Source organism: Streptomyces sp. NPDC054786, from assembly GCF_053611685.1.
Window position 1 is genome coordinate 52,044 of record NZ_JBSHAW010000038.1, and the last position, 24,625, is coordinate 76,668.

22 protein-coding genes are annotated in these 24,625 nt (G+C 72.6%); 16 read left to right on the forward strand and 6 right to left on the reverse strand.

Features of this window, described 5'->3' with window-relative positions:
• Positions 1-41 precede the first annotated feature (41 nt).
• From ACWGI6_RS28555 to ACWGI6_RS28580, 6 genes are all read left to right on the forward strand, one after another.
• The gene (locus ACWGI6_RS28555) at positions 42-1,889 is read left to right on the forward strand and encodes a phosphatidylglycerol lysyltransferase domain-containing protein (RefSeq protein ID WP_453270176.1); all 1,848 of its coding nucleotides are present in this window, start codon (positions 42-44) and stop codon (positions 1,887-1,889) included.
• A gap of 126 nt (positions 1,890-2,015) precedes the next feature.
• On the forward strand, positions 2,016-2,939 hold the full coding sequence (gene folP, locus ACWGI6_RS28560; protein ID WP_453270177.1) for a dihydropteroate synthase: 924 nt from the start codon (positions 2,016-2,018) through the stop codon (positions 2,937-2,939).
• A gap of 5 nt (positions 2,940-2,944) precedes the next feature.
• Entirely contained in the window at positions 2,945-3,424 is a 480-nt protein-coding gene (locus ACWGI6_RS28565) for a nuclear transport factor 2 family protein (RefSeq protein WP_393909190.1), read from the forward strand.
• A gap of 422 nt (positions 3,425-3,846) precedes the next feature.
• Positions 3,847-4,206, forward strand: a complete 360-nt coding sequence (gene folB / locus ACWGI6_RS28570) for a dihydroneopterin aldolase (RefSeq protein ID WP_030077148.1) — start codon at positions 3,847-3,849, stop codon at positions 4,204-4,206.
• Positions 4,203-4,850, forward strand: coding sequence for a 2-amino-4-hydroxy-6-hydroxymethyldihydropteridine diphosphokinase (folK, locus tag ACWGI6_RS28575; protein WP_453270178.1), 648 nt, complete (start codon positions 4,203-4,205; stop codon positions 4,848-4,850). Before folB ends, folK begins: the two co-directional genes overlap by 4 nt.
• A gap of 123 nt (positions 4,851-4,973) precedes the next feature.
• Complete coding sequence (locus tag ACWGI6_RS28580) at positions 4,974-5,465, forward strand: DUF3180 domain-containing protein (RefSeq protein WP_393909188.1); 492 nt, start codon at positions 4,974-4,976, stop codon at positions 5,463-5,465.
• 72 nt (positions 5,466-5,537) lie between these two features.
• On the opposite strand, the gene ACWGI6_RS28585 is transcribed toward ACWGI6_RS28580, so the two are convergent.
• On the reverse strand, positions 5,538-6,815 hold the full coding sequence (locus ACWGI6_RS28585; protein WP_453270179.1) for an ABC transporter ATP-binding protein: 1,278 nt from the start codon (positions 6,813-6,815) through the stop codon (positions 5,538-5,540).
• 176 nt (positions 6,816-6,991) lie between these two features.
• Here ACWGI6_RS28585 and ACWGI6_RS28590 point away from each other — a divergent pair, with 176 nt between their 5' ends.
• The 4 genes from ACWGI6_RS28590 (at position 6,992) to ACWGI6_RS28605 (ending at position 10,913) form a co-directional block, all read left to right on the forward strand.
• Positions 6,992-7,726, forward strand: coding sequence for an ABC transporter permease (locus ACWGI6_RS28590; RefSeq protein ID WP_453270180.1), 735 nt, complete (start codon positions 6,992-6,994; stop codon positions 7,724-7,726).
• A gap of 2 nt (positions 7,727-7,728) precedes the next feature.
• Positions 7,729-8,493 carry an ABC transporter permease gene (locus tag ACWGI6_RS28595; RefSeq protein ID WP_453270181.1) on the forward strand — a complete coding sequence of 255 codons (765 nt, stop codon included), beginning with the start codon at positions 7,729-7,731 and terminating at the stop codon, positions 8,491-8,493.
• Between the two features lie 187 nt (positions 8,494-8,680).
• A complete protein-coding gene (locus tag ACWGI6_RS28600) occupies positions 8,681-9,649 on the forward strand; it encodes an ABC transporter substrate-binding protein (protein ID WP_453270182.1) in 969 nt (322 codons plus the stop codon).
• 64 nt (positions 9,650-9,713) lie between these two features.
• Positions 9,714-10,913, forward strand: coding sequence for a hypothetical protein (locus ACWGI6_RS28605; RefSeq protein WP_453270183.1), 1,200 nt, complete (start codon positions 9,714-9,716; stop codon positions 10,911-10,913).
• Between the two features lie 149 nt (positions 10,914-11,062).
• Here the strand turns inward: ACWGI6_RS28605 and ACWGI6_RS28610 are convergent, their stop codons facing one another.
• Entirely contained in the window at positions 11,063-11,668 is a 606-nt protein-coding gene (locus tag ACWGI6_RS28610; protein WP_453270184.1) for a DUF1453 domain-containing protein, read from the reverse strand.
• Between the two features lie 150 nt (positions 11,669-11,818).
• Between ACWGI6_RS28610 and ACWGI6_RS28615 the strand changes: the two genes are divergently transcribed.
• A complete protein-coding gene (locus ACWGI6_RS28615; protein WP_453270185.1) occupies positions 11,819-12,439 on the forward strand; it encodes a TetR/AcrR family transcriptional regulator in 621 nt (206 codons plus the stop codon).
• 17 nt (positions 12,440-12,456) lie between these two features.
• On the opposite strand, the gene ACWGI6_RS28620 is transcribed toward ACWGI6_RS28615, so the two are convergent.
• Positions 12,457-13,599, reverse strand: coding sequence for an NADH-quinone oxidoreductase subunit D (locus ACWGI6_RS28620; protein WP_393909180.1), 1,143 nt, complete (start codon positions 13,597-13,599; stop codon positions 12,457-12,459).
• A gap of 44 nt (positions 13,600-13,643) precedes the next feature.
• Positions 13,644-14,690: an SAM-dependent methyltransferase gene (locus tag ACWGI6_RS28625; protein ID WP_453270186.1), complete on the reverse strand. Its 1,047-nt coding sequence runs from the start codon at positions 14,688-14,690 to the stop codon at positions 13,644-13,646.
• 173 nt (positions 14,691-14,863) lie between these two features.
• On the opposite strand from ACWGI6_RS28625, the gene ACWGI6_RS28630 reads away from it, so the two are divergent.
• On the forward strand, positions 14,864-16,069 hold the full coding sequence (locus ACWGI6_RS28630; RefSeq protein ID WP_453270187.1) for a sensor histidine kinase: 1,206 nt from the start codon (positions 14,864-14,866) through the stop codon (positions 16,067-16,069).
• 121 nt (positions 16,070-16,190) lie between these two features.
• Positions 16,191-16,874 (forward strand): response regulator, encoded by a 684-nt coding sequence (locus ACWGI6_RS28635; protein ID WP_393909177.1) that lies wholly within the window; start codon positions 16,191-16,193, stop codon positions 16,872-16,874.
• A 117-nt stretch (positions 16,875-16,991) separates the two neighbouring features.
• On the opposite strand, the gene ACWGI6_RS28640 is transcribed toward ACWGI6_RS28635, so the two are convergent.
• Together ACWGI6_RS28640 and ACWGI6_RS28645 are read right to left on the reverse strand one after the other, a co-directional pair.
• Complete coding sequence (locus ACWGI6_RS28640) at positions 16,992-18,101, reverse strand: DUF5937 family protein (RefSeq protein ID WP_453270188.1); 1,110 nt, start codon at positions 18,099-18,101, stop codon at positions 16,992-16,994.
• A gap of 650 nt (positions 18,102-18,751) precedes the next feature.
• Positions 18,752-19,879, reverse strand: a complete 1,128-nt coding sequence (locus tag ACWGI6_RS28645) for a threonine aldolase family protein (RefSeq protein ID WP_453270197.1) — start codon at positions 19,877-19,879, stop codon at positions 18,752-18,754.
• Between the two features lie 418 nt (positions 19,880-20,297).
• On the opposite strand from ACWGI6_RS28645, the gene ACWGI6_RS28650 reads away from it, so the two are divergent.
• The 3 genes from ACWGI6_RS28650 to ACWGI6_RS28660 all read left to right on the forward strand — a co-directional run bounded on the left by ACWGI6_RS28650 (position 20,298) and on the right by ACWGI6_RS28660 (position 24,582).
• Positions 20,298-21,338: a Rossmann-like and DUF2520 domain-containing protein gene (locus ACWGI6_RS28650; protein WP_453270198.1), complete on the forward strand. Its 1,041-nt coding sequence runs from the start codon at positions 20,298-20,300 to the stop codon at positions 21,336-21,338.
• Positions 21,339-21,481: 143 nt separating this feature from the next.
• Positions 21,482-22,705, forward strand: a complete 1,224-nt coding sequence (gene panC / locus ACWGI6_RS28655) for a pantoate--beta-alanine ligase (protein WP_453270199.1) — start codon at positions 21,482-21,484, stop codon at positions 22,703-22,705.
• Positions 22,702-24,582 (forward strand): L-aspartate oxidase, encoded by a 1,881-nt coding sequence (locus tag ACWGI6_RS28660; RefSeq protein ID WP_453270189.1) that lies wholly within the window; start codon positions 22,702-22,704, stop codon positions 24,580-24,582. Before panC ends, ACWGI6_RS28660 begins: the two co-directional genes overlap by 4 nt.
• The last annotated feature ends 43 nt before the right edge of the window (positions 24,583-24,625 follow it).

Here is a 24,625-nt window from a genome sequence, read left to right on the forward strand (position 1 = left end):
CAAGGCTCGCACGTTCTCTCGACCGGGGCGACGGGAAAGTGATGTCTGACAGGCTAGATGGCGAAAAGTCGGAGAAGGTTGCGTGGCGAACGCCAGGCTGGCTCCGTGGCCCGCGGCCCGAAGCGGTGCCGACGTGCGTCGGCACGGCCGGCGTGGTCGTCGGCCTGCTGAACCTGGCCGCCGGGGTGTTCCCGCGGTTCCGGCACAGCCGGGTGCATGCCCTCGCCGAGGTGCTGCCGGGCGCGGTGAGCCCGTTGGCGGCCGCCGCGTCCATCGTCGTGGGCATCCTGCTGCTCCTTTTGGCCCACGGGCTCAAGCGGCGTAAGCGGCGGGCCTGGGGAGCGGCCGTGGCGCTGCTCCCGGTGGGGATCGCCGCTCAGCTGGTGTACCGCCACTCCGTGTTCGGCGCGGTGCTCTCACTGGCCCTCCTGGCGTTCCTGGTGCGGCACCGCAGGGAGTTCGCGGCGCTGCCCGACCCGCGCAGCCGCTGGAAGGCGGTGGCCAACCTCATCGTCCTCGGCGGTGCCTCCTTCGCCATCGGCATGGTCATCGTCAGCTCCCACCCCAACAAGATCGTCGGATCGCCCTCCGGCTGGGACCGCGTCCGGCACGTCCTGTGGGGCCTGTTCGGCTTCGAGGGCCCGATCGCCTACACCCAGCAGGTGGACTACACCGTCGGCTACTCGCTCGGCGCGCTCGGTCTGCTGACGGTCGCCACCACCGCGTATCTCGCCTTCCGCCCCGAGCACCCGGCGGCCCGGCTGACCGACGACGACGAGCAGCAGCTGCGTGAGCTGCTCGCCCGGCACGGCGCCCGCGACTCGCTCGGCTACTTCGCGCTGCGCCGCGACAAGGGCGCGGTCTTCTCGCCGACCGGCAAGGCCGCGGTCTGCTACCGGGTGATCTCCGGTGTCATGCTCGCCAGCGGCGACCCGATAGGCGATGTCGAGGCCTGGCCGGGCGCCATCGAGCGCTTCATGGAGTTGGCCAAGGCGCACTCCTGGACCCCGGCGGTCACCGGCTGCAGCGAGACCGGCGGCCAGGTGTGGACCCGGGAGACCGGTATGGACGCGCTGGAGCTCGGCGACGAGGCGATCGTGGACGTGGCCGACTTCACCCTCACCGGCCGCGCCATGCGCAACGTACGGCAGATGGTCAAGCGCATCGAGCGCAACGGCTACGAGACCCGGGTGCGGCGGGTGCGCGACCTGGAGCCGGCCGAACTGACGCAGATCCAGAAGGCCGCGAACGCCTGGCGGGACACCGACACCGAGCGCGGTTTCTCCATGGCGCTGGGCCGGATCGATGCGGTGGCCGACGGCGACGCGGTGATCGCCACGGCTCATCTGCCCGTGGGCGAGGGCGAGGAGCCCGGTCCGTACGGGGATCTCAAGGCGATGCAGCACTTCGTGCCGTGGGGCGACAGCGGTATCTCCCTGGAGCTGATGCGGCGTGACCGCAGCGCCGACCCCGGCATGAACGAGCTGCTGATCGTCGCCGCGCTGCAGGCCGCCCCGGACCTCAAGATCAAGCAGGTGTCGCTGAACTTCGCGGTCTTCCGCTCCTCTCTGGAGCGCGGCGAGAAGCTCGGCGCGGGGCCGGTCATCCGGATCTGGCGCGGGCTGCTGATCTTCCTGTCCCGCTGGTACCAGATCGAGTCGCTGTACAAGTTCAACGACAAGTTCCGGCCGCATTGGGAGCCCCGGTTCGTGGTCTTCCGCAACAGCCGTGACATCCCCCGTATCGGCCTGGCGGCGCTGCAGGCCGAGGGCTATCTGGAGCTGAGCCTGCCGCGCGCACTGCGGCGGCGGAAGTCCGCCGAGCCGCGGCCGTGCGTGCATACGCCGGAGCCGGTCAGGGCGGCGGGCACGGTCGAGCGGGCGGCCTGACCGGCCGCCGGGCCGGGCCGCCGGAGGGAGTCGTTCCGCATCGTCCGGGAGCGCGCCGGCGCCCGCTCGGTCCCCGCAGCCGACGGCCGCAATCCGGCCGGTCGGCACACGGCCTACGCTGGTGACATGAGTACCTTGCGTGGCCGGGTGGCCGGACTGCCGGACTGGGAACGCTGCGCGGTGATGGGCGTCGTCAATGTGACGCCCGATTCGTTCTCCGACGGCGGTGACTGGTTCGACACCGAACTCGCCGTCAAACACGGTCTCGACCTGGTGGCGCAGGGCGCCGACATGGTGGACGTGGGCGGCGAGTCGACCCGGCCGGGCGCGGCGCGGGTGGACGAGGCCGAGGAGCTGCGCCGGGTCGTCCCCGTCGTACGGGAGCTTGCCGCGGCCGGTGTCGTGGTCTCCGTCGACACCATGCGGGCCTCGGTCGCCGAGCAGGCAGTGGAGGCCGGGGCGCGCCTGGTCAACGACGTCAGCGGGGGCGCCGCCGACCCGGCGATGGTGCCCGTGGTGGCCGCGCACCACGTCCCGTTCGTGGTGATGCACTGGCGTGGCCAGTCCATCGACATGAACAACCGCGCCGTCTACGGGGACGTCGTCGCGGAGGTCGTCGACGAACTCGGACGGAGCGTCGAGCGTGCGATGGCGGGCGGGATCGATCCGGAGCGGATCGTCATCGACCCCGGCCTGGGCTTCGCCAAGAACGCGGACCACGATCTCGCGCTGGTCGCCCGGCTGGCCCGGCTGCGGTCGCTGGGCCGTCCGTTGCTGGTGGCCGCATCGAGGAAACGGTTCCTGGGCAGGGTGCTGGCGGGCGACGAGGCAGCCGCCCCACCGCCCGCCCGGGAGCGGGACGCCGCGACGGCGGCGGTGTCGGCGATCGTGGCGCGAGAGGGGGCCTGGGCGGTGCGGGTGCACGAGGTCAGGGCGAGCGCGGATGCGGTACGGGTGGCCCGTGCCGTGGAGGACGCGGCGTCCGGCAGCGGCGACACGGCCGGTGCGGCCGGTGCGGATGAGATGAGCGACACGACGGGAACGGTGTGAGCGGCTTGGGCCCACGGACGGACATCGAGCTGGTCGAGCAGGCGAACACCACCCTGTACGAGACCATCGAGCGCGGCGATCACGAGGCGCTGTCCGAGCTGTGGCTGGACGGTCAGGTGAGTGTGGTCCACCCCGGGTGGCCGGTGCTGCGCGGGCGCGGCGAGGTGCTCCGCTCGTACGCCCTGATCATGGCGAACACCGAGTACATCCAGTTCTTCCTCACGGATGTGGAGATCGATGTCGTCGGTGACACCGCGCTGGTGACCTGCACCGAGAACATCCTCAGCGGCGGGCCCGCCGAGGACGACGGCTCGGTGGGGCCGCTGATCGGCCAGCTGGTGGTGGCGACCAATGTCTTCCGGCGCACGGAGGACGGCTGGCGGGTGTGGTCGCACCACGGGTCGCCGGTGCTGGCGGACCGCGACGACGAGGACGAGGACGACGAGGCCGGGGGAGCCGGCGACGGCGACGAGGACGCGCTCTGAGCCTTCCCTCAAGGGACGGCGCGCCCGGGGGGAGACGATCCCCGGGCGCTCGGGCGGGGTGTGAGCCTTGCCATGCCGCCCGCCCTTGCGTCGGGGGGATGCCTGTGCCGTCGTCAGCGGTGGGGGTCAGCCATCCGGGCGAGGGCGCACCCGTTCGAGCCAAGTGCGGCACGGGTAGGGGTGGGGCATGGGCAGGGGGTAAGAGGCCGCGCGGACGATCCTCCCGGTTTGCCGGATGTTGTCCCGAAGGGCGCCATCTAGCAGTAGGACTGGGTCTTGTCCATAGCCCCCGTAGGCGAGGACTGTCGTTCCTCGAAGGTAGATTCGACGGCGGGGCAGTGTTGCCGGATCGCTCCGGCGGCTGCCCGGTATCCGACGAACAGTGGCGCCAGAGGTGCCGTGGACCAGTGGGAGTGATTCGCGTGGATCGTGTCGCGCTGCGTGGGCTGAAGGCCCGGGGCCACCACGGGGTGTTTCCCCGGGAGCGCGAGGAAGGCCAGACCTTCATCGTCGACCTGGTGCTCGGTCTGGACACCCGCCCCGCAGCGGCCTCCGACGATCTCGCGAAGACCGTGCACTACGGCGTTGTGGCCGAGGAGGTGGTGGCCGTCGTCCAGGGCGAGCCCGTCGACCTCATCGAGACCCTGGCGGAGCGCATCGCCGGCCAGTGCCTCAAGCACGAGGGTGTGCAGGAGGTGGAGGTGGTGGTGCACAAGCCGGACGCGCCCATCACCGTCCCCTTCGATGACGTGACCATCACCATCACTCGGAGCCGAGTATGAATTCCGCCCGTCAGCCGACCACCAGCACTGATGGAGCCGCCGTGCGGCGCCCCCAGCCCGGTGACCCGACCGTACAGCCGGTGCCCGCCTCCGTCGTGGAGCAGGTGGACGCCGCGGATGTGACGCTCTCCAACCCCAAACGCGCCGTGATCTCGCTCGGCAGCAACCTCGGCAACCGCCTGGAGACGCTGCAGGGCGCCGTCGACGCGCTGGAGGACACCCCTGGTCTGCGGGTCAAGGCGGTCTCCCCGGTCTACGAGACCGAGCCGTGGGGCGTGGCCCCCGGTTCCCAGCCGGCGTACTTCAACGCCGTGGTGCTGATCAAGACGACGCTGCCGCCGTCCTCCCTCCTGGAGCGCGGGCATGCGATCGAGGAGGCCTTCGAGCGGGTCCGCGACGAGCAGTGGGGCCCGCGCACGATCGACGTCGACATCGTCGCGTATCAGGACGTGCTCTCCGACGACCCCGGGCTGACGCTGCCGCACCCGAGGGCCCATGAGCGGGCGTTCGTGCTGGTGCCGTGGTACGACATCGACCCGGAGGCGGAGGTTCCGGGGCACGGTGCGGTGGCCGCGCTGCTGTCGGTGGTCGGCCGCGACGGTGTGGCGCCGCGCTCGGACCTGGAACTGCGGCTGCCGGAGTAGCCGTTAAGGTTGCGGGTCGATTCCCTGCGGGATGCATCCGTACGGGACGGACAAGGCGGCCATAAAGGAAAGAATGGTCGCCATGGCAGGGATGGTCATGACGGTGCGAGGGGCGATCGCTCGGTGAAGCAGCTACACATCAAGGTGCTGGTCGGGCTGTTTCTGGCGGCCGGGGTGGTGGCCTGGGGAGGCGCCCGGCTGTGGGACTCCCTCGGCACCCTCCCCAGCGTGCCGGTGGCCGCGCCGATCGTGCTGGCGCTGATCGCCGCGGTGCTCGGGGCCACCGCGCTCGCGCTCCGGGGGCGGCTGCGCGCGCAGCGCGAGCGCCGGCCGGGCGCCAAGGGCGTCGATCCGCTGGTGGCCGCCCGCGCGGTGGTCTTCGGCCAGGCGAGCGCGCTGGTGGCGTCGCTGGTCGCGGGGCTGTACGGCGGGGTCGGCGTCTTCTTGCTGACCACCGGCCTCGATGTCGCACCGCGCCGGGACCAGGCGATCTACGCCGGTCTGTCGGTGGTCGCCGGGGCGGCGGTGGTCGCCGCGGCGATCTTCCTGGAGCGGGTGTGCAAGCTGCCCGAGGACGACGGCAACGGGAACGGCGGGGCCGACGCGACGGTGTGAGCCGGTCCGGTCCGTGACCGCGGCCCCTGGAGCCGCTGTGCGGCGCTGCGCCGCACCGGGCCGCTGACCGGGTCAGACGCTGCTGTCCGGGGTCGTGACACCGGCGCCCGAGGCCGTGACTCCTGTGGCCCTGCTGCCGTGGCCCGGGACGGTATCGAGCGAGACCTCGCCGCGCGGGACGTTCGCGGCGTCCGCCGTGGTGGAGCGGCGCAGCGCGGTGTGCAGCCGGGCGGGCGTGAGGACGCCCAGGTAGCGGTCGCCGTCCTGGACCGCGATCCAGCCGGCGTCGTGCTGCAGCATCGTGCTGAGCGCCTGCTTGAGCGGGGCGCCGAGCGGCAGCCGGGCGTCCATCCGCCGGGCGTGGGCGCGGACCGTGGAGCCCCGCGGCGCGCGCTCGGAGCGCTTCCCGCCGGCCGGTGCTGCCGCTGCTGCCTCCGCGGCGCCCGTGAGGGCCGCGGCCGGGACCCAGCCGTGCAGCGAGCCGTCGGCGTCCAGGACGACCGCCCAGGTCGCGCCGTCGGCGGCGAGCCGGCCGGCGGCGCGGGCCGCCGGGTCGTCGAGGCGGACGACCGGGGGCCGTTCGAGGTCGCCGGGCTCGATGGGCGTGACGGAGAGCCGCTTCAGGCCCCGGTCCGCGCCGACGAATTCGGCGGCATACGGGGTCGCGGGGGCGCCCAGCACCGTCGCGGGGGTGTCGAACTGCTCGATGCGCCCCGCCCCGTAGACGGCGATGCGGTCGCCGAGCCGGACCGCCTCCTCGATGTCGTGGGTGACGAAGAGGACCGTCTTGCGCAGCGTGGCCTGCAGCCGCAGGAACTCGTTCTGGAGGCGCTCGCGCACCACCGGGTCCACCGCGCCGAACGGCTCGTCCATCAGCAGTACGGGCGGGTCGGCGGCGAGGGCGCGGGCCACCCCGACGCGCTGGCGCTGGCCGCCGGAGAGCTGGTCGGGGTAGCGGTCGCCGTACGTCGACGGGTCCAGGCCGACCAGGTCGAGGAGCTCGGCGGCGCGCGCCCTGGCCTGCCTGCGGGGCCGGCCGAGGAGGTGCGGGACGGTGGCGGTGTTGTCCAGGACGGTCTTGTGGGGGAACAGCCCGACCTGCTGGATGACATAGCCGATACGGCGCCGCAGCTGGACGGGGTCGAGGGCGGATATGTCCGCGCCGTCGAGGAGGATGCGGCCGCCGGTGGGCTCGATGAGGCGGTTGACCATCTTCATCGTCGTGGTCTTGCCGCAGCCCGACGGCCCGACGAGCGTGACGAGTTCACCCTCGGCGACCTCGAAGGTGAGGTCGTCCACGGCCGTGGTGCCGTCGGGGTAGCTCTTGGTGACGTGCTCGAAGCGGATCATGCTTTCCCCCAGTTGTGGACGGCCCATTGTGGACGGGCGGTCGTGAACGCGGTGTTGCGCGTGGATGGCGATGTGTCCGGTGAGCTGCGGGACCGGTCCGATTGTCAGTGGCGGGGTTTAGGGTCGCAGACGGTTACCGGAAAGGTGAGCGAACGGGGCGGGGGAGGTGACGAGCCATGAGCGGCGGTGCCGTCGGGGCGGGCTGTCTGGAGAGCAACGACTGGATCTGCGGTGAGTATCTGCGCACCCGCAGCCAGGAATTGGTGGACGCGACGGTCCAGCACATCGGCATCACGGCCGTATCTGTGGCGATCGGCCTGCTGATCGCCTTTCCGCTGGCGCTGGTGGCCCGGCGCTGGCGGGGCGCCGCCGGACCGGTCCTGGGGCTGACGACGGTGCTCTACACCGTCCCCTCGCTGGCGATGTTCGCGCTGCTGACACCGGTCTTCGGGGTCTCGGCGGCCGTGGTCGTGACGGGCCTGGTGCTGTATTCGCTGACGATCCTGGTGCGCAACATTCTCGCCGGTCTGCAGGCGGTGCCCGCCGAGGTGCGGGAGGCCGCCCGGGGGATGGGGTACGGCCCGGCGCGGCTGCTGTACGAGGTGGAACTCCCGCTCGCGCTGCCCGCGTTGGTGGCCGGGCTGCGCATCGCCACGGTCTCGACGGTGGCGATGACGACCATCGGCTCCGTCGTCGGCTACGGCGGCCTGGGGAATCTCATAGCCGCCGGCATGGAGGGCTTCTTCAAGGCGGAGGTGCTGACGGCCTCGGTGCTGTGCGTGCTGCTGGCCCTGCTCGCCGATCTGCTGCTCATGGGCCTGCAGCGGCTGCTGACGCCCTGGACGAGGGCGCAGGCGCGGGCGAAGGCCCGTGCGCGGCGCGGCGCCCGTGTGGCGAAGGTGGTGAGCTGAGGATGGGGGCGATCACCGGTGCCTGGCAGTGGCTGACGACGGCCGCGAACTGGGCCGGGGAGAAGGGGGTGTGGCACCGCCTGGCCGAGCATGTCTGGCTCAGCGCGCTGTGTCTGGTCCTTTCCTCCCTGATAGCCCTGCCGGTGGCGCTCTGGCTGGGGCACCTGGGCAAGGGCGGGGCGCTGGCGGTCAATCTCTCCAACGTGGGGCGCGCGGTACCGACGTTCGCGGTCCTGGTGCTGCTGACGCTCAGCCCGCTGGGGACCCAGGGCGACTGGCCGACGATCATCGCGCTGGTGCTGTTCGCGGTGCCGCCGCTGCTGACCAACGCCTATCTGGGGATGCGGGAGGCGGACCGCGACGTGGTCGAGGCCGCGCGCGGGATGGGCATGTCGGGGCTGCAACTCCTGCTGCGGGTCGAGATACCGCTCGCCTGTCCGCTGATCATGACGGGCCTGCGCTCGGCCACGGTGCAGGTGGTGGCGACCGCGACACTGGCCGCGCTGGCCGGCGGCGGGGGCCTGGGCCGGATCATCACCGCGGGCTTCGGCAACTACGACACCGCGCAGGTGGTCGCGGGCGCACTGCTGGTGGCCGTGCTCGCCCTGACCGTGGAGGGCGTTCTCGTCCTGGCGGAGCGGTTCCTCGACCCGATGCGGGGGCGGCGGCGCGCGGCGCGCACGGGCTCGCGTACGGCGTCGGGTACGTCCACGGGCGCCGGGCCGGGGGCGAGCCGGGCGGCACCGACCTCGGCAACGGTCCCGTAGGCCTCGCCCCGGCCTGGTCCGACCCCCACTCGTTCCGCACCGAACCCACGCAGCCCGGCCCGACCCGACCCGCCTTGACCCGACCCGACCCCGACGCGATCCGAATCGACCTGACCGGTCCCACCCGGCCCGGCTGACCGGCTCGACCTGACCAGAACTGATCCGAACGGACTGAATGGTGGCATCCATGAGCAGCAAGTCGCGTGTGGCGCGTACCGCGGTGGTCGCGGGCACAGTGATCACACTGGCGGCCGGGCTGGCCGCGTGCGGTGGCAAGAGCCTGGAGGAGAAGGGCGGCGGCAACGGCAAGGGCGGAGGCAAGGACGAGATCGTCATCGGCTCGGCCGGTTTCACCGAGTCGAAGGTGCTCGCCGAGATCTATTCCAAGGTGCTGACCGATGCCGGTTACCGCACGCGGGTGCAGACCCTGGCCAATCGCGAGCTGTATGAACCGGCCCTGGAGAAGGGTCAGATCGATGTCGTTCCGGAATACGCCTCCACCCTCGCCGAATTCCTCAACGCGAAGAAGAACGGCACGAAGGCGAAGCCCGTCGCCTCCAGCGACATCGACAAGACGGTGACGGCCCTGAAGAAACTCGCCGGTCCGCGCGGACTCAAGGTGCTGGCGGCGGGCGGGGCGACGGACCAGAACGCGTTCGCGGTCACCAAGGAATTCGCCGCCGAGCACTCCCTGAAGACCCTCTCCGACCTCGGCGCGTCGAAGCAGAAGATCAAACTTGCCTCGGGTGAGGAGTGCGAGACCCGGGTGTTCTGCAAGCCGGGCCTGGCGAGGACGTACGGCATCGACATCACGGCGCTGGACCCCAAGGGCGTCGGGACCCCGCAGGCCAAGCAGGCGGTCAAGGACGGCACCGACCAACTGGTGCTCACCACGACCACGGACGCCACGCTCGACAACTTCGGGCTGGTGCTTCTCAAGGACGACAAGAAGCTCCAGAACGCCGACAATGTGCTGCCGGTGGTGAATGCCGAGAGCGCCGGTGACAAGGAGATCGAGACCGCCCTCGGGAAGCTCACGCGGGCGCTGACGACCGAAGACCTGATCAACTTGAACCGCAAGGTCGATGCCGAGCGACTCAAGCCCGCGGATGTCGCGCAGGCTTATGTGGAGTCCAAGGGCCTGGTCGAGAAGTAACCAGCGGGAAACGGATTCGTGTGCGGGGCCCCATAGGTCCCGCACGCACGGTAAGTTTCTGGCCATGCCACGAGGACGCCACCGCCATTCACCACCCCTCCACCGGCTGCTTCCTCCTGTGACGGTCGCCGGTGCGTCAATAGCCTGCGCCGCGGGCGCGTGGTTCGTCGGCGACGATCTGGTGCAACGGGTGCTCGCCGCGGGCGCGGCCGCCGCTGCCCTCACCGGCGCCGTCCTTCTGCGGTCCTGGGACCGTAAGGCCGGCCGGCGGGTCGCCGAACTCGACCGTGCCCGGGTGCGCGACGAGTGGCGCACCGAGGAGCGGATGGCCGAGCTCGAAACGGATGTGGAGGAATCCCGCGAGCTCCGCGCCGCCCTGGACACCAAACTCCGCGCCAAGCGTGCCGAATTGGCCCGGCTGCGCAGCGAACACGCCGCGCTGCTGCGCCGTTACGCCACCGCCGAGACCGAGCGGGCCAGCGCCCTGGAGGGCCGCCGGCTGCTCGCCATCGAGGCCGCGGCCCCGCCCAAGGCGCTGCCTGCCGTCCGCCTTCCGGCCCGGCGCGAGCCCTCCGCGAACGGGGACGGCCCGGCCCCGGCCGCCGCGACCTACGCCCAGGCCGACCGGGCGCTGCGTCAACTGGCCCGCAACGCCGCCCGGCAGCGCACCGCCCAGAAGGCCGCACGGATGCCGCGGGACGGCGCCCGCGCCGAAGGGGCCACCCGGTCCCGACCGGCCGCGGGCCGCGATGCCCGGGGCGGCCAGGACGGTGAGAACGGCCGGGGGAACCCGTCGGCGGCCGCCGTACAGCGCACGGGCGAAGCACATGCCCGTACGGCCGCCGCCGACGGACCCGCGCTCCGCCCGGTCCCGGCCACCGCCGCCGCCCTCGCACCGTCCCGCCCCGCCGCATCCCGCGCGCAGGGCGGCTTCGACTTCTTCGGCAGTGCGACCGCTTCCGGCCCCCGGGAGCTGACCGCGCCCCTGGAGGACGACCTGGCGGATGTCGTCGGCGACGAGGCCCTGGCCGAACAGTCGGCCCGTGCGCGGGCGCGTACGGCCCGCGCGGCTCGTACGGACGCCCGTCCGCAGCCGTCCACGGAAGGCGTCGCGGACGACGGCGAGCACACCCGCGGCGAGCCGGCGGACGGTGAGCAGGCCGCCGGCGAAACGACCGCAGGCACCGGCGAGGTCATCGACCTGACCGCGCACGACGAGACCGAGCAGTTCGAGCTCGGCGCACTGCGCAGCGCCATCTCCTGACCCTGATCTGACAGCAGCCTGGCCCCGGAGCGTTCATCGGCTCCGGGGCCGGGCTGCTTCCCGGCCGAACGGCTCTCCGGCCGAACGGCTCTCCGGCCGATCGGCTCTCCGGCCGAACGGCTCTCCGGCCGAGCGGGGGGACCGCACGGTCATGGGCGCCGGAAGGGCTGACCGGCCCCGGCCGTCCCTGCCTCCCGTTCCCTCCCGGCCAAGGGCAGGAGCGGCTTGTCGTCCACAGGGTGTGGATGACCTGCGCGGAGCCCGGACACCGCGTCCTGGATCCGGCGGCGTTCCGGGGCGAAGGGGGTGCCGCTGGCCAAGCCGCGGTAGCCGACGACGAGCGCCTCGCCCAGGAAGCTGACGCCGATGCCCAGTTGGGTGGGGCGGGCGTACTCATGCATCCCCATTTTCACCGCCAGCAGGCCGAAGCCCGCCATCACGAGCAGGGATATGAGGGCGACGACGAACGTACGGCCCGTATAGCGCTGCCAGAGGACGCCGTCCCGCTCGAACAGCCCGATGGTGGTACCGCGCAGCGCGCCGAGCGCACAGCCGAGAAGGGCGCCGGTGGCGGCCCAGGTGATATCGGTGCCGGTCAGGTTCTCGGCCTTGGCCAGGGCGAAGACGCCGAGGGTGACGAGGACGACCGGTGGCGCGAACAGATCGCGGGCGTTGAGCGGTTCACCCCGCAGGCGTTTGATGACCACGGCGATGAGGACGACGACGATGATCGCCGCGAGCAGCCAGCCGTTCATGATTCCCCCAGGTATGCGGTGTGTTGTCGGTGCGGTGTGCGGTGTGCGGTGTGCGGTGTGCGGACACGGCGGGACGGTGGCCGAAGCCGCGGATGTTTTAGCTCGACCGTGCCAAATACCAATTTAGCTCGGGTGTGCCACAATCGCAATATGCCGAAGATCGTCGATCCCCAGGCCCGCCGCCGCACCGTCGCCGAGGCCGTGCTCCGCGTGGTGTGCCGAGAGGGAGTGGAGGGCGCATCGCTCCGTAACGTCGCCGACGAGGCGGGGCTGGCCATCGGATCGGTCCGCCATTACTTCAGCGACCACGACGAAGTGATGATCTTCGCGATGACGGAGCTGAGCGCCCGCATCGAGTACCGCGTGGGGAGCCATGCGGAGCGGCTGCTCGACCCCGAGGCGGCAGGCGAGCGCGCCGCCCGTGCGGAGGAGCTGCTCGCCGAGTTCCTGCCGCTGGACGACGAGCGCCGGGAAGAGGGCATGCTCTGGCAGGCGTTCACGAACGCGGCCCGTACGCGCCCCGAACTCCGGCCGCACGCGGTCGAGCTGGAGGCCGGTATGCGGGCCCTGCTGATGCGGATGCTGCGCGGCGGTCAGGAGGCCGGCAGCCTGCCGGACGATCTCGACCTGGAACTGGAGACGCTACGGCTGTCGGCCCTGCTCGACGGCCTCACCCTCCAGGCGACGCTGGAACCGGAACGCCTCACACCGGACATACTCCGGAACGTCCTGCGCCGCCATCTGCAGACCCTCCGCCAGGACGGACCGTAAGAGCCGCGCGCCCCCGCCTACTTGTCGATGTCCCCGACGACGAAGAAGAACGAGCCGAGAATGGCGACCATATCGGCGACCAGCGTGCCCGGCAGCAGCTCCACCAGCGCCTGGATGTTGTTGAACGACGCCGAGCGCAGCTTGAGGCGATAGGGGGTCTTGTCGCCCTTGGAGACGAGGTAGTAGCCGTTGATGCCCAGGGGGTTCTCGGTCCAGGCGTACGTCGCGCCCTCGGGAGCCTTCAACACCTTCGGCAGCCGCTGATTGATCGGCCCCGGGGGCAGCTCCGCGATCCGGTCCAGGCAGGCATCGGCGAGATCGAGTGCATTGTGGCTCTGCTCCAGCAGGCACTCGAAGCGCGCCAGACAGTCGCCCTCCTCGCGGGTGACGACCTTGAGCGTGGACTGCAGCTCCCCGTAGGCCAGATACGGCTCGTCGCGCCGCAGATCGAAGTCCACACCGGAGGCCCGGGCGATCGGCCCGGAGACGCCGAACCCGTGCACCGTCTCCGGCGCGAGCACACCCACCCCGCGGGTGCGGCCACGGAAGATCTCGTTGCCCAGGACCAGATTGTCGAAGACATCCATCCGGGAACGCACGTCGGCAACGGCATGCCGGGCCCGGCCGAGCCAGCCCGCCGGCAGGTCCTCCTTGAGGCCGCCGACGCGGTTGAACATGTAGTGCATCCGGCCGCCGGAGATCTCCTCCATGACGGACTGGAGCTCCTCCCGCTCACGGAAGGCGTGGAAGACGGGGGTGATGCCGCCGAGCTCCAGGGGGTACGAGCCGAGGAACATCAGATGGTTCAGCACCCGGTTCAGCTCCGCGAGCAGCGTCCGCATCCACACGGCGCGCTCCGGCACCTCCATGCCCAGCATCCGCTCGACGGCCAGCACCACGCCCAGCTCGTTGGAGAACGCCGACAGCCAGTCGTGCCGGTTGGCGAGCATGATGATCTGGCGGTAGTCGCGCGCCTCGAAGAGCTTCTCGGCGCCGCGGTGCATATAGCCGATCACCGGCTCGGCGTGCTGGATGCGCTCGCCGTCCAGGACGAGGCGCAGCCGCAGCACGCCGTGCGTCGAGGGATGCTGCGGGCCGATGTTCAGCACCATGTCGGTGCTCTCCGCCGCGCCGCCGATGCCGACCGTCGTCTCCGTCATGGGAACAGTCTTGCAGCATGCCGTGGCGGGAGCCGCCCTGGCCCTCAGGCGGCGCCCCCTGCCCCGAGCAGGCCCGTACACGCCTCGCCCACCGGCTCCAGGAGCCATCCGAAGCCCCCGAGGCCCGCCGGATCGGTCAGCTCCGCCGCCGACCCGGCCGCGCTCAGGGCCCGTACGTACCCGGCAGGGTCGGTGGCGGCCAGGGCGAGCGGCGGGCGCCGGCCGTCCACCCCCAGGGCGTGCAGCGCCGCGCGCTGGGTCAGCCGCTGTGCCGACGGCCCGGCGCAGGCGTCCAGCGCCACATGCGCCGTGATGTCGCAGCTCCCGTCCGGAACGGGAGCGACCTCGCGGCCGTCACGGAAGCCGGTGAGGGTGCCGAACGGCGGGCGATCACCCTGCTCGTGCGCATAGTCGGCGGCGACGGCGAGCCCCGCGCGCAGGGTGCGGACGGCCCGCGCCCAGGCCTCGTCCCGGGGCCGGCCGATCTCGGCGCGCAGCCCGGGGGAGGGGGCATCGGACCGGGAGGCGGCGTCCGGGGCCGACAGGGGCGCCCACCACCGGCGGAGCCACTCCGCGTCCGCGCCGTCCACCGGCCCGCCCAGCCGCTCCGTGCCGTCGGCGCGTACGAGAACCCGGTGCGGCACCCCGTCCGCATCCGTCTCGACGACATCCACCGGCACATTGTCGAGCCATTCGTTCGCGAACAGCAGGCCGGTGACCGAGCCCGGGGCGGGCAGCTCGCCCCGCCAGCCGATCCGCGGATCGAGGCCCTGGGGACGCGCGGCGCGCTCGACCGCGTACGGGCGCAGCCGCGCGGCCACCTCGTCCGGCAGTACGGCCAGCACACCGGTCAGCAGCTCACCGCGCCCCGCGCCCACATCGACCAGCGCCAGCTCGTCCGGATGACCGAGAGCGGTGTCGACGCGGCACAGGAGCGTGGCGACGGCGCCGGCGTAGAGGGGGGAGACATGCACGGAGGTACGGAAGTGACCGGCCGGACCGGGCCCCCCGGGGCGCGTGTAGAAGCCGTCGTCCGGACCGTACAGCGCCCGCTCCGTGGCCTCGCGCCACCCGCACCACTCGTTCGTCACCTGCCCCACGGTACGGGCGGGCGCCGCCCCGGCGGACGGGGTGGTGGTACGGGCCGTCCCCCGTTCCGACACATTTGGCGCATGGAGTCTCCACCTTGGGGAGTAGGCCCGGCGCACAGGATCGCTCCTCCGGTTGACTCGTACACGTATCCGCGGTGCCTACGCTGGGTTACGTGCAGCGCCTCTATGACTTCCTCCGCAGGCACCCGACGGGAGTGGACACCTTCTGGGCCGTCCCCCTGCTCGGGCTCAGCGGGCTGTGGGTGGCGAGCGAGGTCGGAGGCGGCTCGCAGATCATCGCCGCGATCTTCGCGGTCGGCCTGTGCCTCGTCATGGCGCTCCGCCGCAAGGCCCCCGTGAAAATGCTGCTGCTGACGGCGGCCATCGGCGCCGGCCAGCTGCTCTGCGGCATCCAGACCATGCCCGCCGACTTCGCGATGTTCGTGATCACCTACACCGTGGCGTCCGGGCCCACCATCCCCCGCTGGGCCTCGCGCTGCGCCCTCGCCGGCGCCGTCTTCGGCCCCGCCCTCTCCGCCGTGCGCTTCAAGGACGCATTCAGCGAGCGGACGATAGGCGGCAGCCTGTTCGTCACCGTGCTGCTCACCGTGCCCTTCGTCCTGGCCTGGGTGCTCGGCGACTCCATGCGCACCCGCCGCGCCTACTGGGCCCAGCTGGAGGAGCGGGCCGCCCGCCTGGAGAAGGAGCGCGAGGCACAGGCCCGGATCGCGGTCGCGGCCGAGCGCGCCCGTATCGCCCGCGAGCTGCACGATGTCGTCGCCCACAACGTTTCGGTGATGGTCGTCCAGGCCGACGGCGCCGCATACGTCCTCGACGCCGCGCCCGAACAGACCCGGCAGGCCCTGGAGACGATCTCCGGCACGGGACGCCAGGCGCTGGCCGAGATGCGCCGGCTGCTGGGCGTCCTGCGCACCGGCGAACAGCCCGAGGGCGGCGAATACGTCCCCCAGCCGGGCGTGGACCAGCTCGGCGACCTCATGGAGCAGGTACGCGGCGCAGGACTGCCGGTCGACTTCCACGTCGAGGGCGAGCCGCGGGAGCTGCCCAGCAGCGTCGAACTCACCGCGTACCGCATCGTCCAGGAGGCGCTCACCAACACCCGCAAACACGGCGGCCCCGACGTCGCCGCGACCGTCCGCCTCTCCTACAAGGACGACGATCTCGATCTGCTCATCGAGGACGACGGACGAGGCGCGCAGCGCGAGCTCTACGAGGAGGGCGGCGCGGACGGCCTCGGCCACGGCCTGATCGGGATGCGCGAGCGGGTCGGCATGGTCGGCGGCACCCTGGCCGCCGGGCCGCGGCCGGGGGGCGGCTTCCGGGTCAGCGCTGTCCTGCCGCTCAAACCGGTGCGGTGAGCAGGGCGGTCGGGCCGGCGCCGAGGCCGGCCGGCCCGGCGCCGCGCACCCAGGAATCCGGCCCGCCGCGCTGCACCCCGTACGCTCAGCCCCCACTCCTGCACGAAAGGGATCCCCTGCCATGACCATCCGTGTGATGCTCGTCGACGACCAGGTGCTGCTGCGCACCGGTTTCCGGATGGTGCTGGCCGCGCAGCCCGATATGGAGGTCGTCGCGGAGGCCGGTAACGGCGTGGAAGCCCTGGAGGTGCTGCGCGCCACCCAGGTCGACGTGATCCTCATGGACGTCCGGATGCCGCATCTGGACGGTGTGGAGGCCACCCGCCGGATCTGCGAGGGCGGGCAGAAGGAAGGCGCCCCGAAGGTCCTCATCCTGACCACCTTCGACCTGGACGAATATGCCTTCTCCGCGCTGAAGGCCGGGGCCAGCGGCTTCATGCTCAAGGACGTGCCGCCCAGCGAACTCCTCGCCGCGATCCGGGCGGTGGAGAGCGGCGACGCGGTCGTCGCCCCGTCCACCACCCGCCGGCTCCTCGACCGCTTCACCCCGATGCTGCCCGCCACCTCCGCCGAGCCGTCCCGGCCCGAGCTGGAACGGCTGACGGAGCGCGAGCGGGAGGTGCTGCTGCTGGTCGCCCAGGGGCTGTCGAACGGTGAGATCGCGGCGCGGCTGGTGCTCTCGGAGGCGACCGTCAAGACCCATGTGGGCCGCATCCTGACCAAGTTGAGCCTCCGGGACCGGGTCCAGGCGGTCGTACTCGCGTATGAGACGGGGCTGGTGCGGGCCGGGGGAGCGGGGGCGTAGGGAGCGGGCGCGGCGCGGGCCCCTCGGCCACGTCGTACGCCCTCAGCGCGAACTGCCTTGCATGCGCCTTCCGCGCGGCCTGCCTGCAACGCAGTACGCCTGCAACGCACTACGCCCTCAACGCAGAACGCCCTCAAGGAAGTCGCTGCCCAGCCGGGCCACCACCTGGAGGTCCAGCTGGTGCAGCACGTAGCGCCCGCGCCGCCGCGTCTGGATCAGCCCGGCCTTCTTCAGCGTGGCGATATGCCGTGACACCTCCGGCGAGGTGATGCCGAACGCGTTCGCCAGCTCCCCCGTCGTATGCGGCCCCCGTGACAGCGTCCGGCACAGCTGCATCCGCATCGGGTGGCTCAGCGCCTCCAGCCGCTGCTGGACGAGTTCCAGCGCGGCAGGCGCCGGCAACTCCGGCCCGGCAACCGGGTACTGGAGCACGGGGCGCCAGCCCGGGGCATGGCTGAACACCAGATGCGGCCAGCCGAACGACGTCGGCAGGAAGGTGACGCCCGGATCCGCTGCGCTCGCGAAGGCCGTCGTACGTCCCCGGGCAAGTTTGTCGACCAGAATGCGGCTACTGCCGCTGCCGTCCTGCGCATCCTCCAGGGACAACGCCTTCGACGTCGCGGACAGCGTCTCGGCCAGGCCCTTGTGGCGCAGCAACTCGGTCTTGTGCCGGGCATCGGCCGCCAGCTGGATGCCCACCCGGCGCCAGATGTCCCCGAAGAACGCCTCCTCGCAGTCCTCGAACAGGCGGCGCAGCCATATCCGCAGGCCGTCGGGGTCGGTGAGCATCCGGTCGGTGAAGGCCGCCTGCCGCGGGCCGCGCGCGGCGGCCATCTCCCGTACCCGCGCCCGCTCGTCCGCGTCGACAAGGGGCGAGGGGGTGGGGCGGGTGTAGCTCGCCGAGCAACTGATCTCGAACGCGGCGGCCACGAACCGCTCATCGTCGATCCGGTCCAGCTCGTCCAGGTCCTCGGCCAGGCTCGCCCCGGGGCGGGCCGGCAGCAGGATGTCGGAACGGGCGGACCGCCACAGGAAGTCCGCCTCGCACAGCCGGTCGGCGAGGTCGGTCTTCAGCGCCGCGTTGGTGGCGGTGACCCAGCCGTGCAGCCCGGGGTGGTGGCCCGGCTCGGAGAGCGCATGCAGCGCGGCCCCCAGCTCCGCCAACGGGGAAGGGGAGAAGACGAGGCGCTCCTGCGGCAGCCCGGTGATGTCGATGACGTTGGCCATACGCCCATCATGCGCGAGGCCGCCACCTGCAGGGACGTCGATTGACGGCTCCCGTCAATCGACGGGCCACGGGCCACGGCGCCGCCCCACAGTGAGGGACATGAACGCAGCTCAGCAGCACCTCCTCGACACCTACCGGGCCGCCCAGCGAGGCGAAGCCGCCCCACCCGCCCCGGGCACCCACACCGTCCGCACCGCGCGGGAGATCCAGCAGTGGCGCCGCTTTCAAGCCGTCGTCACGGGGCCCACGGACCGGCTCGGGGGGCGTGTGCGGCGGGGGGTGCGGTCGGCTGCTGCGGCTTTGCTCGGCCTTCCCCGCCGTCCCCTCCCCCCGCCCCACCCCACCCCGCCCCACCCCTCCGTACCCACCTCAGCCCAAGCCCCGGCGCCCACCCCCACCGACCGCCCCGGCGTCACCCCTCGGCCCGCGCCGAGGCTTCACTCCGACGCAAGGCCGTAGCCCGCGCCGGGCCGGCGCCCAGCCTGTGCGCCGCTATAAGGCCGTAGCCGGCGCCGACCGGCGCCCAGCCTGAGCCCCGCTGTAAGGCCGTAGCCGGCGCCGAGCCTGAGTAGCCCGCCCCGAGCCCGCCCCGAGCCCGCCCCGCACCCGAGGCCCGCTCTCCGGAATCTCCGGTCCGTTGTCCTGGCCCTCACCCCTCAACGCGGCCCACGAACTCCACGAACTCCCTGACGGCCGCCCGCACTTCGCCCTCTTTCCAGTCCATGGCGGACGCGGCAACCGTCACCTCTGTAAGTGCCACCCCGGGCGGTCCGGCCGGGGTGGGCTCGAACCATCTCTGGAACAGCGCCGTCCCGGTCTCCTCCGCCTGGCGCACGGCGGCCTCGTCGAGCAGCGCGGGCGGGTGCGGCAGCCACACCTGGAACTGATGGGTGTGCGGCTCCTCCGGGTGCACCCTGAACCACGGGACACCGGCCTCGGCCAGGCCCTCGCCCAGCGCGCGGGCCACCACCTTCGCCTGGGCCACGTACTCCGGCAGTCGTGGCAGCTCACGGTCCAGGCCGATCAGGGCGGCCAGCGCGGCCGGCCACTGCTGGAACAGCTGGCCGCCGTAGCGGTGCCGCCAGGTCCGCGCTTCCTCGATGAAGTCCTCGCTGCCCGCGAGCGCGGCGCCCGATATGCCGTCCAGCGACTTGTAGAAGGAGACGTACACGCTGTCCGCGAGGGCCGCGATCTCCGGGAGCGTACGGCCGAAGTGCGGGCCGCACTCCCACAGCCGCGCGCCGTCGAAGTGCACTACCGCATCACGGTCCCGCGCCGCCGCCACCACCGCCGTCAACTCGTCCCACGACGGCAGTACGAATCCGGCATTCCGGAGCGGGAGTTCGAGTGCGAGGGCGCCGAACGGCTCCGCCAGGTCGTAGACCTCCCCGGCGGTCGGCAGCCGCGGAGCGTTCGTCGGATGCACCATGCGCAGCCCGCTGACCACCGCATAGGCGTCGCGCTCGTGCACCTCAAGATGCGACAGCCGATGGCCGGCGACCGTTGCGTTGCCCGTACGCCCCGCCCAGCAGCGCAGCGCCACCTGCTGGGCCATCGTGCCGGTCGGGAAGAAGGCGGCGGCCTCGGTGCCCAGGGTGTCGGCGGTCCGGCGTTCCAGCTCGCCGATCATGCCGTCGTCGTTGCCGTAGAAGTCAGGCCGGTTGTCCAGGTCGTAGACGGCCGGAGCGCCGGCCACCAAGCGGTCCAGCCGCTCGCGGATCGTCTCCAGGTATGAGTCTCCCGGCAGCCTGCGCTCCGCGCCGCGCAAGGCAGCCAGTCTCCGCGCCCGCTCGGCCGCCGCGGCACTCGCCTCCGCAGGAGCGACACCCGAGGCGCCCCCGGAGGCCCCGCTCGCACCGTCCGGCGCCGCCCCGCTCGAAGCGTCATCGGAACGACGACCCGCATCGCCACCCGACGCTTCTCGCGAACCCGCGTCCGTGACGCCTTCGTCCGCTTCCCTGATGCGCTTCACATGGCCCCCTGGCTGCTGTTTCTCGCACGCCTTGTGTGCGTCGCTGCACCGAGCATGGCTCAGGCCCGCGCTGAACCGCGACCCCTGTGGATAACTCGTGTGAGACCCCCGTCTCACCTTCCGTACAGCTCTGAAGGCCGCCGGAAACACTCGCGTAGCATGGCCAGGAATCGTCCGGTACCCCCCGCGGACTGGAACGGAAGGCCATCGCCGCGTGAATGCAATGCCACCCATCGAGGCCCAGGACCGCCCCGCCCGGCTCACGGTCGGAGTCGTCGGCGCGGGTCGTGTCGGGCCCGCCCTCGCCGTTTCCTTGCAGCTCGCAGGGCATCGCCCGGTCGCCGTGTCGGGCGTCTCCGACGCCTCCGTACGACGCGCCGCCGAGCTGCTGCCCGACGTCCCGCTGGTCACCCCGGCCGAGGTGCTCGCCCGCGCCGACCTCGTTCTGCTGACCGTCCCCGACGACGCCCTGGCCGACCTGGTGAGCGGCCTCGCCGAGACCGGCGCCGTACGGCCCGGCCAGCTGCTGGTGCACACCTCGGGCCGGTACGGAACCGCTGTGCTGCACCCGGCCACCCGCGCCGGCGCCCTGCCACTCGCCCTGCATCCGGCCATGACGTTCACCGGCACCTCCGTGGACGTCCAGCGGCTGGCCGGCTGCTCGTTCGGTGTGACCTCGCCGGACGAGCTGCGGATGGCCGCCGAAGCGCTGGTCATCGAGATGGGCGGGGAGCCCGAGTGGATCGCGGAATCAGCGCGTCCGCTCTACCACGCGGCGCTCGCCATCGGCGCAAACCACCTGGTCACGCTCGTGGCCCAGTCGATGGATCTGCTGCGGGACGCGGGTGTGCAGGCCCCGGACCGGATGCTGGGGCCACTGCTCGGCGCCGCCCTGGACAACGCCCTGCGGTCCGGTGACGCGGCGCTGACCGGCCCGGTCGCACGGGGCGACGCCGGCACAGTCGCCGCCCATATCGCGGAGCTCCGCCGGCATGCGCCGCAGAGTGTCGCAGGCTATGTCGCCATGGCCCGTACGACCGCGGACCGGGCCATGGACCACGGTCTGCTGAAGCCGGAACTGGCCGAGGACCTCCTCGATGTGCTCGCCGACTCCGGCGACGGCCCCGGGCCCGCACCGGGCAGCTCCGCCCACGACGGCCCCGGCCCGAACCGCGACGCCGCCGGCCCGGACCCCGACAGCCCCGACAAGGCCCCCGACGACCCTGACGCCCCCGACCACGGCCCCGAGGGAGGCGACCGATGACCTCCTCGCCGCTGAGCCCGGAGCTGGCCCATCCCGTGGATTCGAGCGACTCGGCCCATCCCGTGGATTCGAGCGACTCGGCCCATCCCGTGGATTCGAGCGACCCGGACCATCCCGTGGATTCCAGCGACCAGGCCCGGCCCGTGGACCCGAGCCACCACGCCAGGTCCGTCGGCGCGAGCCGCCCCGCCCACCTCGTCCACACCGCCGCCGCCCTCCGCGACCTGCCCCGCCGCGCCGGCTCCCGCGCCGTGGTCATGACCATGGGCGCACTGCACGAGGGCCACGCCACCTTGATCCGCGCCGCCCGTCGCCGGGTCGGCCCGCAGGGCCAGGTCGTCGTCACGGTCTTCGTCAATCCGCTGCAGTTCGGCGCCGGGGAGGACCTGGACCGCTATCCGCGCACCCTGGACGCGGATGCCGAGCTGGCCACCGCGGCGGGCGCGGACGCGGTCTTCGCCCCGTCCGTCGACGAGGTCTACCCGGGCGGCGAACCGCAGATCCGGATCGCCGCGGGCCCCATGGGCACGCTCCTGGAAGGCGCCAGCCGCCCCGGCCACTTCGACGGCGTACTGACCGTCGTCGCCAAACTGCTGCATCTGACGGCGCCGGACCTCGCCTTCTTCGGGCAGAAGGACGCCCAGCAGCTCGCGGTCATCACGCGGATGGCCGCTGACCTCAACTTCCCCGTCGAGATCATCGGGGTCCCCACGGTGCGCGAGGAGGACGGCCTCGCCCTCTCCAGCCGCAACCGCTACCTCTCGGCCCCGGAGCGGAGCACCGCGCTCGCGCTGTCGGCGGCGCTGTTCGCGGCCCGCGACCGGCTCGCCGCCGAGGAGGCGCTGCGCGCCCGCGCCGCCTCCGTGGGCCACGCGGCACAGCACCGTTCCGCGGCCCTGGCCGCCCTCGGCGAGGACCGGGCCGCCGCCGACGCACACGCCGTCGCCTACGCCGCCGCGGGACCCCTGCTCGGTCCGTCCGTGGCCCGGGCCGCGGCCCAGGCGGTGCTGGAGGACGCGGCCCGCCTCGACCCGCCGCTCACCCTGGACTACCTGGCGCTGGTCGACCCGTCCGATTTCACCGAGATCCCGGACGGGTACGAGGGCGAGGCCATCCTCGCGGTCGCCGCCAAGGTCGGCGGCACGCGACTCATCGACAACATCCGTCTCGTCTTCAGAGCCGGACGACCGGAGGCGACGGCCGCCCACCAGGACGGCACCACCACGCACGGCACCACCACGGACGCTGCGGACGCGGCCACTTCCGCCGCTTCCGCTCCCTCCGTCACCTCCACGACACACGCAGCGCTCGCCACACCCGCCACACCCCCAACCACCCCCCAAGGCCCCCTCGGAGCGACCCGATGACCGCCACCGGAACAGGCACCGGCCCCGCCCCCGCATCGGGCACCGGCATACGCCTGAAGGCCCCCGCCCCCGGCTGGTCCATCGAAGCGGACGTCGTGGTCGTCGGCTCCGGGGTGGCCGGGCTGACCGCCGCGCTGCGCTGCGCCGCGGCCGGCCGCCGCACCGTCGTCGTCACCAAGGCCCGCCTGGACGACGGCTCCACGCGCTGGGCGCAGGGCGGTATCGCGGCGGCGCTCGGCGACGGCGACACCCCGGAGCAGCATCTGGCCGACACCCTCGTGGCAGGCGCCGGACTGTGCGACGAGACGGCCGTACGGACCCTGGTCACCGAGGGCCCGGACGCCGTGCACCGGCTGATCCGCACCGGCGCCCGCTTCGACACCGACCCGGGCAGCGACGAGATAGCGCTCACCCGCGAAGGCGGCCACCACCGCCGCCGTATCGCGCACGCCGGCGGTGACGCCACCGGGGCCGAGATCTCCCGCGCGCTCGTCGAGGCGGTCCGCGCCGCCGGGCTGCGCACCGTCGAGAACGCACTCGTCCTCGACCTGCTCACGGACGACAACGGCCATACGTCCGGCGTCACCCTGCACGTCATGGGGGAGGGCCAGCACGACGGTGTCGGGGCCGTACACGCCCCGGCGGTGGTGCTCGCCACCGGGGGCATGGGGCAGGTCTTCTCCGCGACGACCAACCCGGCGGTCTCCACCGGCGACGGGGTGGCCCTGGCGTTGCGCGCCGGCGCGGAGGTCTCCGACCTGGAATTCGTCCAATTCCACCCCACCGTCCTGTATTTGGGCCCGGAAGCGGAGGGCCAGCAGCCGCTGATCTCCGAGGCCGTACGGGGCGAGGGCGCACACCTCGTCGACGCCGACGGCACCCGCTTCATGGCCGGCCGGCATGAACTCGCCGAGCTGGCGCCGCGCGACATCGTCGCCAAGGCGATCATGAGCCGGGCGCACGAACAGGGCGTCGAGCACATGTATTTGGACGGCCGGCACTTCGGCGCGCAGATGTGGGAGAACCGCTTTCCGACCATTCTCGCCGCCTGCCGCAGCCATGGCGTCGACCCGGTCACCGAGCCGATACCGGTCGCCCCGGCCGCGCACTACGCCTCCGGCGGCGTACGCACCGATCTGCGCGGGCGCACCACCGTCCCGGGCCTCTACGCATGCGGTGAGGTCGCCTGCACCGGCGTCCACGGCGCCAACCGGCTCGCCTCCAACTCCCTCCTGGAGGGCCTGGTCTTCGCGGAGCGGATCGCTTCGGATATTGCTTCGGACGTCGCCTCGGACATTGCTCGGGACGTTGCCGCGAGCGGCGCCCCGGACGGCCCGGCGACCGCCGCGCCCGTGAACCAGGACGGCAATGCCGCGGACGGCTCCGCAAGCCACGCCCCGGCGTCGGCCCCATCCGCTCCGTCCACCCCGTCCGTCCCGTCCGCCCCCCGCACCACCCTTCCGCTTCTCGCCCCCGAGACCCGTACCGCTGTGCAGCGGATCATGACCGCCGGAGCCGGCGTGCTGCGCAGCGCCGAGAGCCTCGCCCGTGCCGCCGCCGAACTGGACCGCCTCCACCGCGAGGCGGCCGGGACCGTCACCGGGAGCACCGGGAGCACCGAAGCCCCCGCCGAACGCAAGCCCCCCGAGCCCGGCGTGGAAGCCTGGGAGGCCACCAACCTCCTGTGCGTCGCCCGGGTGCTGGTCGCTGCGGCACAGCGCCGTGCGGAGACCCGCGGCTGCCATTGGCGCGAGGACCACCCGGACCGGGACGATGCTTCCTGGCGCCGGCACTTCCGCATCACGCTGGACGCGGACCGCGCGCTGACCCTCCGGACGACGGTGACCCACGACTTCCCGCCGACCACGGCCCCCTGACCCCCGATCCGCCCATGACTGCCCGTCCCCCGATGACCGCCGG